Annotated in this window: 13 protein-coding genes and 1 tRNA gene; 6 read left to right on the top strand and 8 right to left on the bottom strand. The window is 64.0% G+C overall.

The annotated features are described in order from the left end of the window. The first annotated feature begins 244 nt into the window (after positions 1 to 244). A complete protein-coding gene (locus tag ALVIN_RS17455; protein ID WP_012969599.1) occupies positions 245 to 2,086 on the top strand; it encodes a methyl-accepting chemotaxis protein in 1,842 nt (613 codons plus the stop codon). 165 nt (positions 2,087 to 2,251) lie between these two features. Here the strand turns inward: ALVIN_RS17455 and ALVIN_RS01800 are convergent. Together ALVIN_RS01800 and ALVIN_RS01795 are read right to left on the bottom strand one after the other, a co-directional pair. Beyond that, positions 2,252 to 2,327: transfer RNA gene (locus ALVIN_RS01800), tRNA-Asn, on the bottom strand. 41 nt (positions 2,328 to 2,368) lie between these two features. Further along, positions 2,369 to 3,559: a pyridoxal phosphate-dependent aminotransferase gene (locus ALVIN_RS01795; protein WP_012969598.1), complete on the bottom strand. Its 1,191-nt coding sequence runs from the start codon at positions 3,557 to 3,559 to the stop codon at positions 2,369 to 2,371. Between the two features lie 143 nt (positions 3,560 to 3,702). Here ALVIN_RS01795 and uvrB point away from each other — a divergent pair, with 143 nt between their 5' ends. Both uvrB and ALVIN_RS01785 read left to right on the top strand, forming a co-directional pair. Next, the gene (gene uvrB / locus ALVIN_RS01790; RefSeq protein WP_012969597.1) at positions 3,703 to 5,721 is read left to right on the top strand and encodes an excinuclease ABC subunit UvrB; all 2,019 of its coding nucleotides are present in this window, start codon (positions 3,703 to 3,705) and stop codon (positions 5,719 to 5,721) included. After that, a complete protein-coding gene (locus ALVIN_RS01785; RefSeq protein WP_012969596.1) occupies positions 5,718 to 6,473 on the top strand; it encodes a glutaminyl-peptide cyclotransferase in 756 nt (251 codons plus the stop codon). The genes uvrB and ALVIN_RS01785 overlap by 4 nt, the downstream gene beginning before the upstream one ends. 66 nt (positions 6,474 to 6,539) lie before the next feature. Here the strand turns inward: ALVIN_RS01785 and sgpB are convergent, their stop codons facing one another. From sgpB to ALVIN_RS01770, 3 genes are all read right to left on the bottom strand, one after another. Further along, positions 6,540 to 6,914: a sulfur globule structural protein SgpB gene (gene sgpB, locus ALVIN_RS01780; protein WP_012969595.1), complete on the bottom strand. Its 375-nt coding sequence runs from the start codon at positions 6,912 to 6,914 to the stop codon at positions 6,540 to 6,542. A gap of 226 nt (positions 6,915 to 7,140) precedes the next feature. After that, positions 7,141 to 8,136: a uracil-DNA glycosylase gene (locus tag ALVIN_RS16850; protein WP_012969594.1), complete on the bottom strand. Its 996-nt coding sequence runs from the start codon at positions 8,134 to 8,136 to the stop codon at positions 7,141 to 7,143. Positions 8,137 to 8,146: 10 nt separating this feature from the next. Next, positions 8,147 to 9,697, bottom strand: a complete 1,551-nt coding sequence (locus ALVIN_RS01770) for a 2-isopropylmalate synthase (RefSeq protein WP_012969593.1) — start codon at positions 9,695 to 9,697, stop codon at positions 8,147 to 8,149. A 197-nt stretch (positions 9,698 to 9,894) separates the two neighbouring features. On the opposite strand from ALVIN_RS01770, the gene ALVIN_RS01765 reads away from it, so the two are divergent. From ALVIN_RS01765 to ALVIN_RS01755, 3 genes are all read left to right on the top strand, one after another. Beyond that, on the top strand, positions 9,895 to 10,122 hold the full coding sequence (locus ALVIN_RS01765) for a DUF4160 domain-containing protein (protein ID WP_043795472.1): 228 nt from the start codon (positions 9,895 to 9,897) through the stop codon (positions 10,120 to 10,122). Continuing rightward, positions 10,119 to 10,613 (top strand): DUF2442 domain-containing protein, encoded by a 495-nt coding sequence (locus ALVIN_RS01760; protein WP_012969591.1) that lies wholly within the window; start codon positions 10,119 to 10,121, stop codon positions 10,611 to 10,613. The genes ALVIN_RS01765 and ALVIN_RS01760 overlap by 4 nt, the downstream gene beginning before the upstream one ends. Before the next feature lie 66 nt (positions 10,614 to 10,679). Next, complete coding sequence (locus ALVIN_RS01755; protein WP_012969590.1) at positions 10,680 to 11,606, top strand: DnaJ C-terminal domain-containing protein; 927 nt, start codon at positions 10,680 to 10,682, stop codon at positions 11,604 to 11,606. A 23-nt stretch (positions 11,607 to 11,629) separates the two neighbouring features. Here ALVIN_RS01755 and ALVIN_RS01750 read toward each other — a convergent pair whose 3' ends face one another. From ALVIN_RS01750 to nadC, 3 genes are all read right to left on the bottom strand, one after another. Then, positions 11,630 to 13,294, bottom strand: coding sequence for a methyl-accepting chemotaxis protein (locus tag ALVIN_RS01750; RefSeq protein WP_012969589.1), 1,665 nt, complete (start codon positions 13,292 to 13,294; stop codon positions 11,630 to 11,632). 72 nt (positions 13,295 to 13,366) lie between these two features. Beyond that, complete coding sequence (locus ALVIN_RS01745) at positions 13,367 to 13,939, bottom strand: PDC sensor domain-containing protein (RefSeq protein WP_012969588.1); 573 nt, start codon at positions 13,937 to 13,939, stop codon at positions 13,367 to 13,369. Positions 13,940 to 14,094: 155 nt separating this feature from the next. Then, entirely contained in the window at positions 14,095 to 14,958 is an 864-nt protein-coding gene (gene nadC / locus ALVIN_RS01740; RefSeq protein WP_012969587.1) for a carboxylating nicotinate-nucleotide diphosphorylase, read from the bottom strand. Between the last annotated feature and the right edge of the window lie 107 nt (positions 14,959 to 15,065).

The raw sequence follows: 15,065 nt of genomic DNA, 5'->3' as shown, positions 1-15,065 counted from the left end.
ATTGCCAAGGGGATGGCAATGTGGTTGCCGGATTGCCGCTCTCGCGCTACAGGCGCGTTCGGAGGTTGCTGGCTGTCGGCATCAGACACGCCGTGGAACCGCAAAGCACTCGGGCGTCGGCCATCTCCCGGCCTTTGGCCAAGGGCGCTCGATATACAAACAAGGCTATGGAATACAAATATTTAGGATCGTTCCGGCAGCCGCCTGCCAACCAAATGACGCATAAATCAGGAGAAGCGTCCTCATGCTGATCAAACACAAGCTCGTTGGTCTTTCGGCGCTGTCCGTCATCAGTCTGCTGATCGTTTTGCTGGCGTCCTGGTGGACCTGGCTCCAGCTCGAAAGACTGGCGTCGGCCGGGCAACTGACCGCACAGCTTACCAGCCGGATCCTCAAGGTGGAGCGCCACGGGCAAGACTTCTTCTTTCAGCATGCGGAGCGGGATGCCGTGGAACTGCGCGAGCATCTGCGCGCGCTCGACCAGGATATCGCGCGACTCGCCGGCCTGCTGGGCCAGGATGCGATACCAGCCACCCAGTTCGATGCGCTCCGCCAGGAGATCGCTCAGTACCAGGAGCGCTTCGAACAGTTTTTCAATGAGTCCAAGACGATCGGGCTTGATCACGAGTCCGGACTCTACGGCAGCCTGCGCGAGGCGGTGCACCACGCCGAGGCCAGCGTCAAGGAGACAGGGCGCGACGACCTGCTGGCCGGAATCCTGCAACTGCGTCGCGATGAAAAGGACTTCATGCTGAGATCCAGCACCAAGTATGTGGACAATTTCAAAGCCAACTACGCCGCTCTGATCGCCCGGCCCGAGATCGATGAGACGGTCACCCGTGCCCTGGCGCGCTATCATCAGGATTTCCTGAATCTGGTCGAATCCCAGATCCGTGTCGGACTCAGCGCCGACCAGGGACTCAGGGCCGATCTGAACGCTCAGATGCAAGGCCTTCAGTCCCAAATCGATACCATCAGGACGAACCTCGAAACCCATCTTCAGTCGGCCGAGCTCCGTGCGGCATGGAGGCTCGCCGCCTTCGGCCTGGCCGTGATGGTGCTCGTGGGGCTGCTGACGTGGCTGATCGCCCGCCGTCTCAACCGCGGTATCAGTCGGGCCGTCAGCGTCATCCAGAACATCGCAGACGATCACGATCTCACCCTGCGTCTCGACGTCAGCGGCAAGGACGAGCTGGCCCGGATGGGCGAGCATCTCAACAGCATGCTGGACAGCGTGGCCCGAGTGATCCTCCAGTGTCAGCGCACCATCGATGACCTGAGCCAGACGCTGGCACAGCTCTCGGCCAATGCAGAGCAAACCTCGGTCGGCGGCCGCCATCAGCTCAGCGAGGCCGATCAGCTCGCCACGGCCATCACCCAGATGGTGGCGACCGTCGAGGAGATCGCCCGCAACACCGAGACAGCCGCCGACCGGACACACCGGGCGAGCCTCCATGCCCAGCAGGGGCGGGTCCAAGTCGATACGACCATTCAGCGCATCGACACCCTGGCCACCCGTCTGGCCGGCTCCACCCAGGCGGCGGACGAACTGGTGCAGAGTTCGACCACCATCGGCTCAGTGCTGGACGTCATTCGCGGCATTGCCGAACAGACCAATCTGCTGGCCCTGAATGCCGCGATCGAAGCCGCCCGCGCGGGTGAACAGGGACGCGGCTTTGCCGTCGTCGCCGGTGAGGTACGAACCCTCGCCATGCGCACCCGGACGGCGACCGAGGAGATCGGCGGCATCATCAGCGCGCTCCAGCAGAAGACCGGAACCATCGTCTCCCTGATCCAGGAGTGTCGCGAAGAAGGACTCGCCGGTTCGGCCCAAGCCAACGAGGCGGGCGCTTTTCTCCAGCGCATCACCGAAGACATGGCCGGCGTCCAGGAGATGAGCACGCAGATTGCCGCCGCCGTTCAGGAGCAGACGCATGTGGCGACGGAGATCAACCGCAATATCGTCGCCATCCGCGATATCGCCGACCACACCGCCTCGGCTGCTGACGCCAATGCCAGCACCTCGACCCAGATCGCCCAGAGCGCCACGGAACTCGCACATAGCATCAGTCGCTTCCGATGCTAGAGCTGCGTCAGCGATGCTTGTCGTACACCGCAATCTCTTCAAGCGGCTCTACATCTCAAACTGTGGAAGATCCGGCAACGTCCCGGACATGCGCCGGAGTCCAGCGATCAGGCAGGCAAAAAAATCCCTGCCTCCGCAAGAAGGCAGGGATTTCTTCTACTTATATGGCTCCCTGGGACGGGCTCGAACCGCCGACCTAGTGATTAACAGTCACCCGCTCTACCGACTGAGCTACCAGGGAAAGTCATGAGCCGCGCATGGTAGTGCCCGACCCGACCCGCGTCAAGCGTTTTTTACTGCCTGCTCGATCCGATCCAACGCCCGTTCCAGCGTCTCGCGGCTGGTGGCGATCGACAACCGCATATACCCGCCCAACCCGAACGCCGACCCAGGCACCACCGCCACGCCCGCCTTCTCGATCAGATATTCGCCCAGCTCCAGATCGTTGTTCACCCCTTCCAGACGTTCGATCAGCTTCTGCACCTTCGGAAATACATAGAACGTCCCATCGGTCGGCAGACACTCGATGCCCGGAATCTGGTTGAGCCGCTCGACCACGAAATCGTGCCGCTCCATGAACGCCTTGAGCATCACCCCGATGCACTCCTGCGGCCCGTCCAGCGCCACCTGCGCCGCCACCTGCGAGATCGACGTCGGATTGGACGTACTCTGCGACTGGATGGTGTTCATCGCCTTGATGATGTGCGCCGGCCCAGCCGCATAGCCGATCCGCCAGCCCGTCATCGAATACGCCTTCGACACCCCGTTCAGCACCAGCGTGCGCGGCGCCAGATCCGGACAGGCATTCAAAATGTTCACGAAAGGCGCCGAACTCCAACGGATATGCTCATACATATCGTCGGTCGCAATGATCACCTTCGGGAAATCACGCAACACCTCACCGAGCGCCTCCAGCTCCTCACGGCTGTACGCCATCCCGGTCGGATTGGACGGACTGTTGATGACCACCAGCCGCGTCTTCTCGTTCATCGCCCCCTTGAGCTGGGCCGGGGTGATCTTGAACGACTGCGCTGCGCCCGCCTGCACGAACACAGGCAGGCCGCCGGCCAGCAGCACCATGTCCGGATAGGACACCCAATAGGGTGCCGGAATCACCACCTCGTCACCCGGATCGAGCAGCGCCTGCGCCAGATTGAAGAAACTCTGCTTGCCGCCGCACGAGACCAGGATCTGATTCGGCGCATAGTCCAGCCCGTTCTCGCGCTGGAACTTGGCGATGATGGCGCGCTTGAGATCCGGCGTGCCGTCGACGGCGGTGTATTTGGTGAAGCCGGACTCGATGGCGCGGATGGCGGCGGCCTTGATGTGCTCGGGGGTATCGAAATCCGGCTCCCCGACGCCGAGTCCGATCACATCCTTACCCTCGGCACGGAGCGCGGCGGCGCGGGCGGTGATGGCAAGGGTCGCGGACGGCTTGACGGCCTGGACGCGGGCAGCGAGCTTGGTGGTCATGGACGAAAGTACCTGGATGGCCCTGATGGCTGGATTCGTGGTTGGAGGCCCACAATAATAGCGAATCGTCCGCTGTCCGACACTCGAATCGAACGCCCCTCCCCCACCTGCGCCCGCTGTGCGCATCCCCGAGGTTTCCCGGCATGTCCAACCCGTCCAGTCCCGCCTTCGAACTCGTCAGCCCCTTCGCCCCGGCCGGCGACCAGCCCGAAGCCATCCGCCGTCTGGTCGAGGGCCTGAACGACGGCGAGGCCGGCCTGACCCTGCTCGGCGTGACCGGCTCGGGCAAAACCTTCACCATCGCCAACGTCATCGCCCAGGTCCAGCGTCCGGCCCTGATCCTCGCACCCAACAAGACGCTGGCCGCCCAGCTCTATGGCGAGATGCGCGAGTTCTTCCCGCGCAACGCGGTGGAGTATTTCGTCTCCTATTACGACTACTACCAGCCCGAAGCCTATGTCCCGGCGACCGACACCTATATCGAGAAGGACGCCGCGATCAACGAGCACATCGAACAGATGCGCCTCTCAGCGACCAAGGCGCTGCTGGAACGGCGCGACGTCATCATCGTCGCCACCGTCTCGTCGATCTACGGTCTGGGCGATCCCGAGGCCTATCTGAAGATGGTGCTGATCCTCAAGCGCGGCGAGCGCATCGACCAGCGCGCCATCCTGCGCCGGCTCGCCGAGCTGCAATACACCCGCAACGAGATCGAGCTGTCGCGCGGCGCCTATCGCGTGCGCGGCGACGTGATCGACATCCATCCGGCCGAGTCCGACGACGAGGCGCTGCGCATCGCCCTGTTCGACGACGAGATCGAGACGCTGTCGCTGTTCGATCCGCTCACCGGCGAGGTGCGGCGGCAGGTCTCGCGCTACACGGTGTTCCCAAAGACCCACTATGCCACCCCGCGCGAGACCATTCTGAAGGCCATCGATCTCATCAAACCGGAACTCAGGGAGCGGCTCGACTGGCTGCGCGCCAACGACAAGCTGGTCGAGGCCCAGCGGCTCGAACAGCGCACATTGTTCGATCTGGAGATGATGCTGGAGGTCGGCTACTGCCAGGGCATCGAGAACTACAGCCGCTATCTCTCCGGACGCCAACCCGGCGAGCCGCCGCCGACCCTGTACGACTATCTGCCGCCCGATGCGATCCTCGTCATCGACGAGAGCCATGTCACCGTGCCCCAGCTCGGCGGCATGTATCGCGGCGACCGCTCGCGCAAGGAGAATCTGGTCAACTACGGTTTCCGGCTGCCCTCGGCGCTTGACAACCGCCCGCTCCAGTTCGAGGAGTTCCAGTCACGCCAGCCGCAGACCATCTATGTCTCGGCCACGCCGCGCGCCTTCGAGATCGAGCACTCGGGCGCGGTCATCGAACAGGTGGTGCGCCCGACCGGGCTGGTCGATCCCGAGGTCGAGGTGCGCCCGGCGCTCAGTCAGGTCGACGACCTGCTGTCCGAGATCGGCCCGCGCGTGGCCGCCGACGAGCGGGTGCTGGTGACGACGCTCACCAAGCGCATGGCTGAGGATCTGACCGAGTATCTCGACGAGCACGGCGTCAAGGTGCGCTATCTGCATTCGGACATCGACACCGTCGAGCGGGTCGAGATCATCCGCGATCTGCGGCTCGGCGCCTTCGACGTGCTGGTCGGCATCAATCTGCTGCGCGAGGGGCTGGACATGCCCGAGGTGTCGCTGGTGGCGATCCTGGATGCCGACAAGGAGGGGTTTCTGCGCTCGACCGATTCGCTGATCCAAACCATCGGCCGCGCGGCGCGCAACGCCAACGGCAAGGCGATCCTCTATGCCGACCGGATCACCGGCTCAATGCAGCGCGCGATCGAGGAGAGCGAGCGGCGCCGCGCCAAGCAGATCGCGGCGAACGAAGCCCAGGGCATCACACCCCAGACCATCCGCAAGGCGGTTGCCGACATCCTGGAAGCCCACACGCCCGGCGCACCGATGAAGGCCCGCGAATACGCCAGGGTCGCCGAGCAGGTGGCCGAGTACGGTCGTCTGACGCCCCAGCAGATGGCCAAGCGTCTCAAGACGCTGGAAAAGCAGATGTACCAGCACGCTAAGAATCTGGAGTTCGAGGAGGCGGCGGCGATTCGCGACCAGATCCGCGAGTTGCAGGCGCGAGGACTGGCCGCATGAAGTCGGGACTCGGTTTGGTCGCGCTGTTGATGCTGTGGTGTGGTGTCGCTTTAGCCGACTCAGCGCCGGTACTCGGCTATCGGGTGGTAGCGAGCTATCCGCACGACTCGAGCGCCTTCACCCAGGGCTTGATCTTCATCGACGGCACGCTCTACGAGAGCACCGGCAACTATGGCCGTTCGACCTTGCGCCGGGTCGATCTGGAAACCGGGCGCGTGGAGCAGGACATCCGGCTCGCCCCCAATCTGTTCGGCGAGGGCCTCACGGATTGGCGCGGACGCCTGGTGCAACTGACCTGGCGCGAACGGCTCGGGATCATCTACGACGCCAAGACCTTCGAGCGACTGGAAACCTTCAGCTATACCGGCGAAGGCTGGGGTCTGACCCAGGATGGACAGCACTGGATCATGAGCGACGGTACGGACGAGCTACGGTTTCTCGATCCCGAGACCCGGAACGTCGTGCGACGGGTGAAGGTCCGCGCCGGTAAGCGCCCGGTGCACAGGCTCAACGAACTGGAATACATCAATGGCGCCATCTGGGCCAACGTCTGGCGCAGTGATCATCTGGTGCAAATCGCACCCGACAGCGGCCAGGTGACAGCCGTGGTCGATCTGACGACGCTCTATCCATCCAGCGAGCGAGTGGGGCCAGAAGCGGTGATGAACGGCATTGCTCATGACGCCGCGACAGGTCGGCTGTTCGTCACAGGCAAGCACTGGCCCCGACTCTACGAAATCGTGATCGAATAGCGAAGCCCTGAAACGAAAGAAGCCAGGCAGAGCGCCTGGCTTCTTTCCCCGACTTAGATGTCGCGCTTACTTGGACTCGGACTGAGCCGGAGCCGCAGGAGCGACCGGTGCGCCGTAAGGTGCGCCATAGGGGAAGGCGTAGGGAGCGCCATACGCGCCGTAGGGAGCGCCGTAGCCGCCGTAGTAGGGATAGCCGTAACCATAGTAGGGGTTACCGTAGCCATAACCGCGACCGTAGCCGTTACCGCGACCATAGCCGCGACCGCCCCCGCTCATGCTCATGTTGAAGTCGCCGTAGCCGTCGCCGAACATGTCATTCATCCAGTCGCCCATGCCCGAGCCGTAGCCCGGACCGCCCCAGCCCGGACCCCACCAGGCGGAAGCGGAAGCGGAAGCACCAAGAAGGGCGGCGACGGCAGCAGCGGTAGCAAGCTTTTTCATCTGTTCTCTCCGATCATTTTGTCGTTGGCAGCAAGCGTGGCCAGCACTGCATCGACCACGGGGAAGAGTGTATATTAGAAAATAATTAAATAAGAAATCTTATTTAACGATCGCAACCATAAAAATCATAGGCAAAGCTGATCGAGATGTCCAGCCACTCGTTTCGTGTGGCATTGTTCGAAAAGTAACCGCGCGATTCAAGACACACCCGCCACCGCCCGTCGGGTCACAGCCGCCGCCAGACCTCGGTCAGATCGTCCCACGCCTTGGCCTTCTGCTCGGGAGAGCGTAGCAGATAGGCCGGATGATAGGTCACGCGCAGCGGGATATGTGCCGGACCATAGTCGAACCACTGTCCACGCAGTCGACCGACCGGGGTATCCGTCTTCAGCAGTTGCTGCGCCGAGATCCGTCCCACCGAGAGGATGACCCTGGGTTCGATCAGGGCCACCTGACGGTGCAGATAGGCTTGGCAGGCCAGCGCCTCGTCCGGCTTGGGATCGCGATTGCCGGGCGGACGGCACTTGAGCACATTGGCGATGTAGACCTGTTCGCGGCTGAAGCCGATCGCCGCCAGCATCCGGGTCAGCAACTGGCCGGCCCGCCCGACGAAGGGTTCGCCCTGGCGGTCCTCGTCGGCGCCCGGCGCCTCGCCGATGATCATCAGATCCGCGCGCCGGTCGCCGACGCCGAAGACGGTCTTGGTGCGTGTCTCCCAGAGTCGGCAGGCGCGGCAGCCGCGCACGGCGGCGTCCAGCGCGTCCCAGTCCATGCGCTCGATCGGGTTCACCGCCTCGGCCTCGGACGCGGGCGGATGGCCCATGGCGTCCCATTCATCCATCAGCGACGGTGAATACTCGGGCGTCTCGTCCCAGTCGGGAAATGGCCAGGACTCTGGCTCGGCTGAGGGCGCGTCAGCCAGGGTGGATGGCGCCTCGCGAGCTGCGGACGCGGGCGCCGGTCGTGCCGCAGTTTCAACCGTCATCGGTGCCGGCTCGACCGGGGCGGACGCACGGGGCGTCGACTCAGCGACAACTCGCGGCGGTGTTCCCGAGGCGTCGAGAAGCGGCAACGCGGTCGCGGACGGCACCGAGTCGCCGGACTCGGCGGCTCGCGAATCAGACATCGCCACCCAGGGCGAACGCAGCGCCCAGACGCTCACGCCCATGGCCTCCAGATAGGCCAAGCGCCGTTCCTCATCGAGCGGCGGACGCTCGACCATTGCGCGCCCCTCAGACATCGGCCGCCTGCGGATGGGCGCGCTCGGCCGGATGCAGGATCTTGTTGCAGGCGTTGATATACGCCTTGGCCGAGGCGACCAGGATGTCGGTATCCGCGCCCTGGCCGTTGACGATGCGCCCGCCCTTCTCCAGCCGTACCGTCACCTCGCCCTGCGCATCTGTGCCGCTGGTGATGGCGTTGACCGAGTAGAGTTTGAGTGTGGAACCGGTCTGAACCAGGCTTTCGATCGCCTTGAAGGTTGCATCGACCGGACCGCCGCCGGTGGCGGTGCCGGAACGCTCCTGACCATCGACGGCCAGCACCAGAGCCGCGCTCGGCGTCTCACCGGTCTCGGAGCAGACGCGCATCGACACCAGCTTGACGCGCTCGTTGGCCGTCTCCAGCGTGGTCTCGGTCACCAGGGCCTGCAAGTCTTCGTCGAAGATCTCGTGCTTCTTGTCGGCCAGATCCTTGAATCGCGCAAAGGCCGCGTTCAAGTCTTCCTCCGAGTTCATCACCACGCCCAGCTCCTGCAAGCGCGCGCGGAAGGCATTACGACCCGAGTGTTTGCCGAGCACCATGCGGTTCTCGCTCCAGCCGACGTCCTGGGCGCGCATGATCTCGTAGGTCTCGCGATGCTTGAGCACGCCGTCCTGATGGATGCCCGACTCGTGCGCGAAGGCGTTGGCCCCGACGACCGCCTTGTTCGGCTGGACCGCAAAGCCGGTGATGCCCGAGACCAGCCGCGAACAGTTCATGATCTGGGTGGTGTCGAGCCGGGTGTCGCAGTCGAACAGATCCTGACGGGTACGCACCGTCATCACGATCTCTTCCAGCGCCGCGTTGCCCGCGCGCTCGCCGAGTCCGTTGATGGTGCACTCGACCTGACGCGCCCCGTTGCGCACGGCGGCGAGCGAGTTGGCCACGGCCAGCCCCAGATCGTTGTGACAGTGGACCGAGAAGATCGCCTTGTCCGCATTCGGGATGCGCGCGCGCAGGGTGGCGATGAGCGAACCGAACTGATCCGGGATGTTGTAGCCGACCGTATCCGGGATGTTCAGGGTTCGGGCGCCGGCGTCGATCACCGCTTCCAGAATCCGACACAGGAAATCGATCTCGGAGCGTCCGGCGTCCTCGGGCGAGAACTCGACGTCGTCGGTCAGATTGCGCGCGCGCTTGACGGCATAGACGGCCTGCTCCAGCACCTGATCCGGACTCATGCGCAGCTTCTTCTCCATATGGATGGGCGAAGTGGCGATGAAGGTATGGATACGCCCGGCATTGGCGTTCTTGAGCGCCTCGCCCGCGCGGTCGATGTCGGCATCCAGCGCGCGCGCCAGACCACAGACCCGGCTGTCCTTGACCGCCTCGGCCACGGCCTTGACCGCCTCGAAGTCGCCGGGGCTGGCGATCGGAAAGCCGGCCTCGATGACATCGACCCGCAGCTTTTCGAGCGCCTTGGCGATGCGCACCTTCTCGTCGCGCGTCATCGAGGCGCCTGGGCTCTGCTCGCCGTCGCGCAGCGTGGTATCGAAGATGATCAGATGGTCTTTGGCGCTCATGATGGGTCTCTGTGATCCGTGATCGGCATTGGCGTGAGTCTGGGGCTTATTTTAGGCGATCCCTGCAAGCAAGCGCTTGAGTCCGGCCCGGTTTGCTGCTAATCGTGCCGCATTCGCCGCCAGGGGCCAACCACGACATCCAGCGCCTGCCGCCCGAATCGATTGAATTAGAGCAATCATTGCACTAATCTAGCTCGATGAGCACGCTTCAGCGTTTCAACGACAGTCGAGTCGTCATGTATTTTGATGACCACCCGCCACCCCATGTCCACGTCAAGCTGCGCGATGGTCGAGACTGCATCGTCGATCTGAACAGCTTCGAGATTCAGGGCCGCGTCGCCGCGCGTGAGATCCGCGAAGCGCTGGACTGGATCCGGGCACGGCAATCCGTTCTTCTGGAGCAATGGCACAGGAACCACGCATGAGCGAATACTTCTTCCCACGGCTAGAGTCCGTCGTCGCCCTGGCACCCTACCGTCTGCGCACGACCTGGAGCACCGGCGAGGTGCTGGAACTCGACGTTGAGGAACGTCTGCGCCGCCATCCGGCACTGGCTCCGATCCTCGACCCCGCCGTATTCGCCGGAGTCCATATCAGCGATTGGGGCCAGAGCGTCGAATGGTTCGATGAAGAGTTCGGAGCCGATAATCTCTACGCTTGGGCCAAGGAACAGAACGGCGAAGTCAGTCATGAGATGTTCGACGAATGGATGACCCGCAACGGACTGTCGCTGAGCCGCGCTGCCGAAGCCCTGGGCATCAGCCGACGCATGGTCAGCTACTATCGAACCGCGCACAAACCGATTCCGCGTCAAACCTGGCTGGCCTGTCTGGGCTGGGAGGCGGTCAAGCCCGACGCGAACGTGATGCCGCGCCGCGTACCCAGCGCGCATGAGTACGCCGCGCTGCATGCCTGACGGCCGGCGCTCCCAGTCATTCGATCACGAATCCGCTTCAGCCTCGTCCCCCGTTGAGACCCCTCGATGCAATACAAGGATTACTACAAGACCCTCGGCGTATCGCGCACCGCTTCACAGGAGGAGATCAAGCGCGCCTATCGCAAGCTGGCGCGCCAGTATCACCCGGATGTCAGCAAGGAACCCAACGCCGAGGCGCGTTTCAAGGAGATCAACGAGGCCAACGAGGTGCTGAAGGATCCGGAGAAACGCGCCACCTATGACGCACTCGGCAGCGGCTGGCGCGCCGGCGACGACTTCCGTCCGCCACCGGGCCGCTGGGGCGACTTCGACTTCAAAACCGGCGGCGCGTCCGGCGACTACAGCGACTTCTTCTCCAGCATCTTCGGCCGCGCCTTTCGTCCCGAGGGGCGCGGCGCCGGTCGCCAGCGCGGCCAGGACCAGACCATCACGCTCGCCATCGATCTGGAAGACTCACACCAGGGCGCGACCCGTCAGATCAAGGTCGATCTGCCCGCAACCGGCTCCAACGGTCAGAGTTCGGCGCGCTCCCGAACGCTCAATGTGCGCATCCCGGCCGGCGTCACCCAGGGGCGCCAGATCCGCCTCGCCGGTCAGGGTCTGCCCGGACGCCACGGCGGACCGGCCGGGGATCTCTATCTGGAGATCGCGTTCAAACCGCACCGGCTGTTCACTCCCGACGGACGCGACATCCAGTTGCGCCTGCCGGTCGCGCCCTGGGAGGCCGCACTCGGCGCCACGGTTCAGGTGCCGACCCTGGGCGGTTCGGTCAACCTCAAGATCCCGCCCGGCTCGCAGTCGGGGCGCAAGCTGCGGCTCAAGGGACGCGGTCTGCCGGGCACGCCGCCGGGCGACGAGATCGTGCAACTGGAGATCGTCATCCCGCCGGCCGAGACCGAGACGGCGCGCGACCTCTACCGGCGCATGGCCGAGCAACTGCCGTTCGACCCACGCGCCCAACTCGGAGTCTGATCCGCCCGGTCTCGCCGCAGCACTCACACCTTGAAGCAGGCCAGGCTGGCATGCAGATCCTGGGTGAGCACGATCAGATCCTCACGCGCGGTAGCGGTCTGATCACTGGCCGAGGCGGCATGCTCGGCCAGCTGCTGGATCTTGAGCGTATTCTTGTTGATCTCCTCGGTGACGACGCTCTGTTCCTCGGCGGCGCTGGCGATTTGCGTTATCATATCGTTTACGGCCGTCACGGCGTGCGTGATGTCATCGAGCGAACGGCTGGCCTGTTCGGCCTTTTGCAGCGTCGTCTCCACCATGCCCTGACCGCTCTGCATGATGCCGACCATGTTGCGGGCGCTGGACTGGAGCGCGGCGATCATCGACTCGATCTCACCGGCGGATTGCTGGGTCCGGGACGCGAGATTCCGCACCTCGGCCGCGACCACGGCAAAGCCGCGCCCGCTCTCGCCCGCGCGGGCCGCCTCGATGGCCGCATTCAGCGCCAGTAGATTGGTCTGCTCGGCCACGCCCTTGATGACTTCGAGTACGGCACCGATGCTCTTGGATTCGGATTCCAGCGCCACGATGGCCTCGGAGGCGCGGGTGACGACCTCCGCGAGATGGCCGATCGCCACCGAGGCCTCGCCCACCACATGCGTTCCTGAACGCACCCCGGCCTCGGCCGCTTGCGTACTGTCGGCCGCGCGCGCGCTATTGCGCGCGATCTCGTTCACGGTCGCCGCCATTTCATGCACGGCCGTGGCAACCATCTGGATCTGGGTCAGTTGTTCCATGATGGCACGGTCGCTTTCACCGGCCACCGTTTTCAGACGCTCGCCCGCCTGAGCGAGCTGCCCGGCCGATGATACGGACTGCCCGATCAGTTGGTGCAGCCTGTTGAGAAAGCGGTTGAAGGTTCGCGCCAACTGGCCCGTCTCATCGCGGCTGTCCTCGTCCAGACGCGCCCTGAGATCGCCCTCACCCTCGGCAATATCCTCCACGCGATCCAGGATGCGCCGGATCGGCCGGACGATCATCGGCGGCAATCCAAAGACCATCGCGCCCATGACGATCAGACAGACCGCCAACAGGATGAGCGTATCGCGCTGAGTCGCGGACACGTCGGTCTCGGTCCGCTGCACAGACTCTTCCGAACTCATGATGACGACCGTCTCGATCTGGTCCAGGAGATCCCGCATCGACTCGAAGGCCGCACGCGATTCGTTCAGCGTGAGGCCGATGGCCGTCGACCGCCCCGCCCGGGTGTCGCTCGAACGCGACTCGACCACCTGCTGACTCAAAGGCTCCCAGCTCCGATAGCTCGCCTCGAACGCTTTCAGCTTTTCGGTGATGTCCGGGAGCGCGACCAGTCGCGAGGACGCGATGGTCGCCGCCGCGCGTGTGATCCGCTCATATGCTTGCTGGACGTTCTCGGCGTGCTGTGCGGCCGTCGCCGCATAGTTCTCGGAGCCGACATCCATGAAAATCAGCGTCCGCTCCGCGACCAGTGCCTGATAGAGATCCCGATCCGCCTGCAAGAGATCGTTGATCACCGGCATATCGGACTGAACGAGGTTGGCCACTTCCTCTCCCAGGGTATCGATGCGGTACAGGGTGCTCGCGGCGAACAGGAAGAACAGCAGAACGACAACGCCCAGCGGCAGGATCAATTTGTAACGAAAAGCAAGATTCTGAAACCACTTCATGGATAGCACTCCTCCAGCGACCATCACCAGCGGCCGTGTCGACCGCGAGCACCCGCACCCGCACCCGCTTGGCTAGGGTGTCTCCTGTTCGAGCCGATCGAGATCGATCCCGACGGTCAAGGCTCCGATCGCCCGCCCCTCATCCATCACCGGCACCGAGATCTGAACCAGATACGCCTGCGCGCTGCTGTCGAACTCGACCTCGCCCAGATGCACCGCACCCTGCCCCTGCTTGAAGGATTCGACGAACTTGTCCTCGTCGCCCTGCCAATAGTCCGAGGTCTTGTTGGTCATCGCGACATTGGCACCCTGACCGTCCATCAGAAACAGCTCCAGGAAATAGGGCCTGGTCTGCTCCAGCCGCTTGAGTTCACGCGCGGGCGCGTTGTCCATGAGCGTCTGCATGAACGGGGTCACAGTGCTGGCGCCCATCCAGTCCGCATCAAGGCGCTGGACGTCCTCCAGGGATCGGCCAAGCGCATTTTGCTCTCGCACGGCCTCGACGAGGATCGGGTTGGCTCCCCACTCCTGGAGCTGCGGCACGATCCGTTGGGCGGACTCCGGCAACTCTTCGGCGGTCGCCGAAAATGACAGGGTCAGGGCTGACAGCAGCAGGAGGCGCGCAATAGGGCGATGGCGAATCATCGGGAGTCTCCGTTTCAGGTGGCGGTTGCGGAACGGGAAAACGGCTTCCATCCTGCCCGCTAGATTAGGCCGTAAAACGTCCTTGTGCCAGCCAGGACATCCGCCATCGATACCCCGAAAGTCAGCACACATCCCGGTGAGCGGCGCTTGACTGCTCATGAAAAGCGCATCGACAGATCGACCGCGCGCACGTCCTTGGTCAGGGCGCCGACCGAGATCCGGTCGACGCCGGTCTCGGCGATAGCACGGATCGTATCCAGACTGATCCCGCCCGAGGCTTCCAGTTGCGCCCGACCGGACGTCACGGCCACGGCGCGTCTCAGGTCGTCGAGCGCGAAGTTGTCGAGCAGGACGATGGAGGCGCCGGCGTCGAGCGCGATCTCCAGCTCCTCCAGTGACTCGACCTCGATCTCGACCGGGACACCCGGATGCAGGGTCCGCGCCGCCTCCAGTGCCGCCGGGATGGAGCCGGCGGCCAGGATGTGGTTCTCCTTGATCAGGATGGCGTCGAACAGGCCGAGCCGATGATTGTGGCAGCCGCCGCAACGCACGGCATACTTCTGTTGCAGCCTCAGCCCTGGGAGTGTCTTGCGCGTGTCGAGCACCCGCACCGGCAGCCCCGCCACGGCATCGGCATAGCGTCGAGCCAGAGTCGCCGTGCCGGAGAGCGTTTGGAGATAGTTCATCGCCGTGCGTTCTGCGGTCAGCAGAACATGCGACCGTCCCTCGATCACGCACAGACGCTGGCCCGGCTCGATGCCCTGGCCATCGCTCGCTTCCCAGTGAATCTGGACGGCGGGATCGAGCAGGCGAAAGACCGTCTCGAACCAGGCGGTACCACAGAGCACGGCCGACTCGCGTGTGACGAGTTCGGCGCGCGCCTCCTGATCGGCCGGCAGGAGTGAAGCGGTCAGGTCACCCGACCCCACGTCCTCGTCCAGGGCGGCGCGCACCTGGGACTCGATCAGGGCTGGATCGAAGGGGATGGAAAGCTGAGGGACGGCAGAGGTGCGAGACATGGGCGATACCGACGATGACTGGAGTGAGCGAAGTGAAATAGGATAGGACAGCTTGCGTGCGTACGGCTCAATAATCCGTCACAAAAACACTCCGTCATCCAGACAAC

Source organism: Allochromatium vinosum DSM 180 (assembly GCF_000025485.1).
In the GTDB taxonomy this organism is placed as follows: domain Bacteria; phylum Pseudomonadota; class Gammaproteobacteria; order Chromatiales; family Chromatiaceae; genus Thermochromatium; species Thermochromatium vinosum.
Note: the sequence above shows the minus strand (reverse complement) of the source record. Positions and strands in the feature narration are given on the sequence as shown.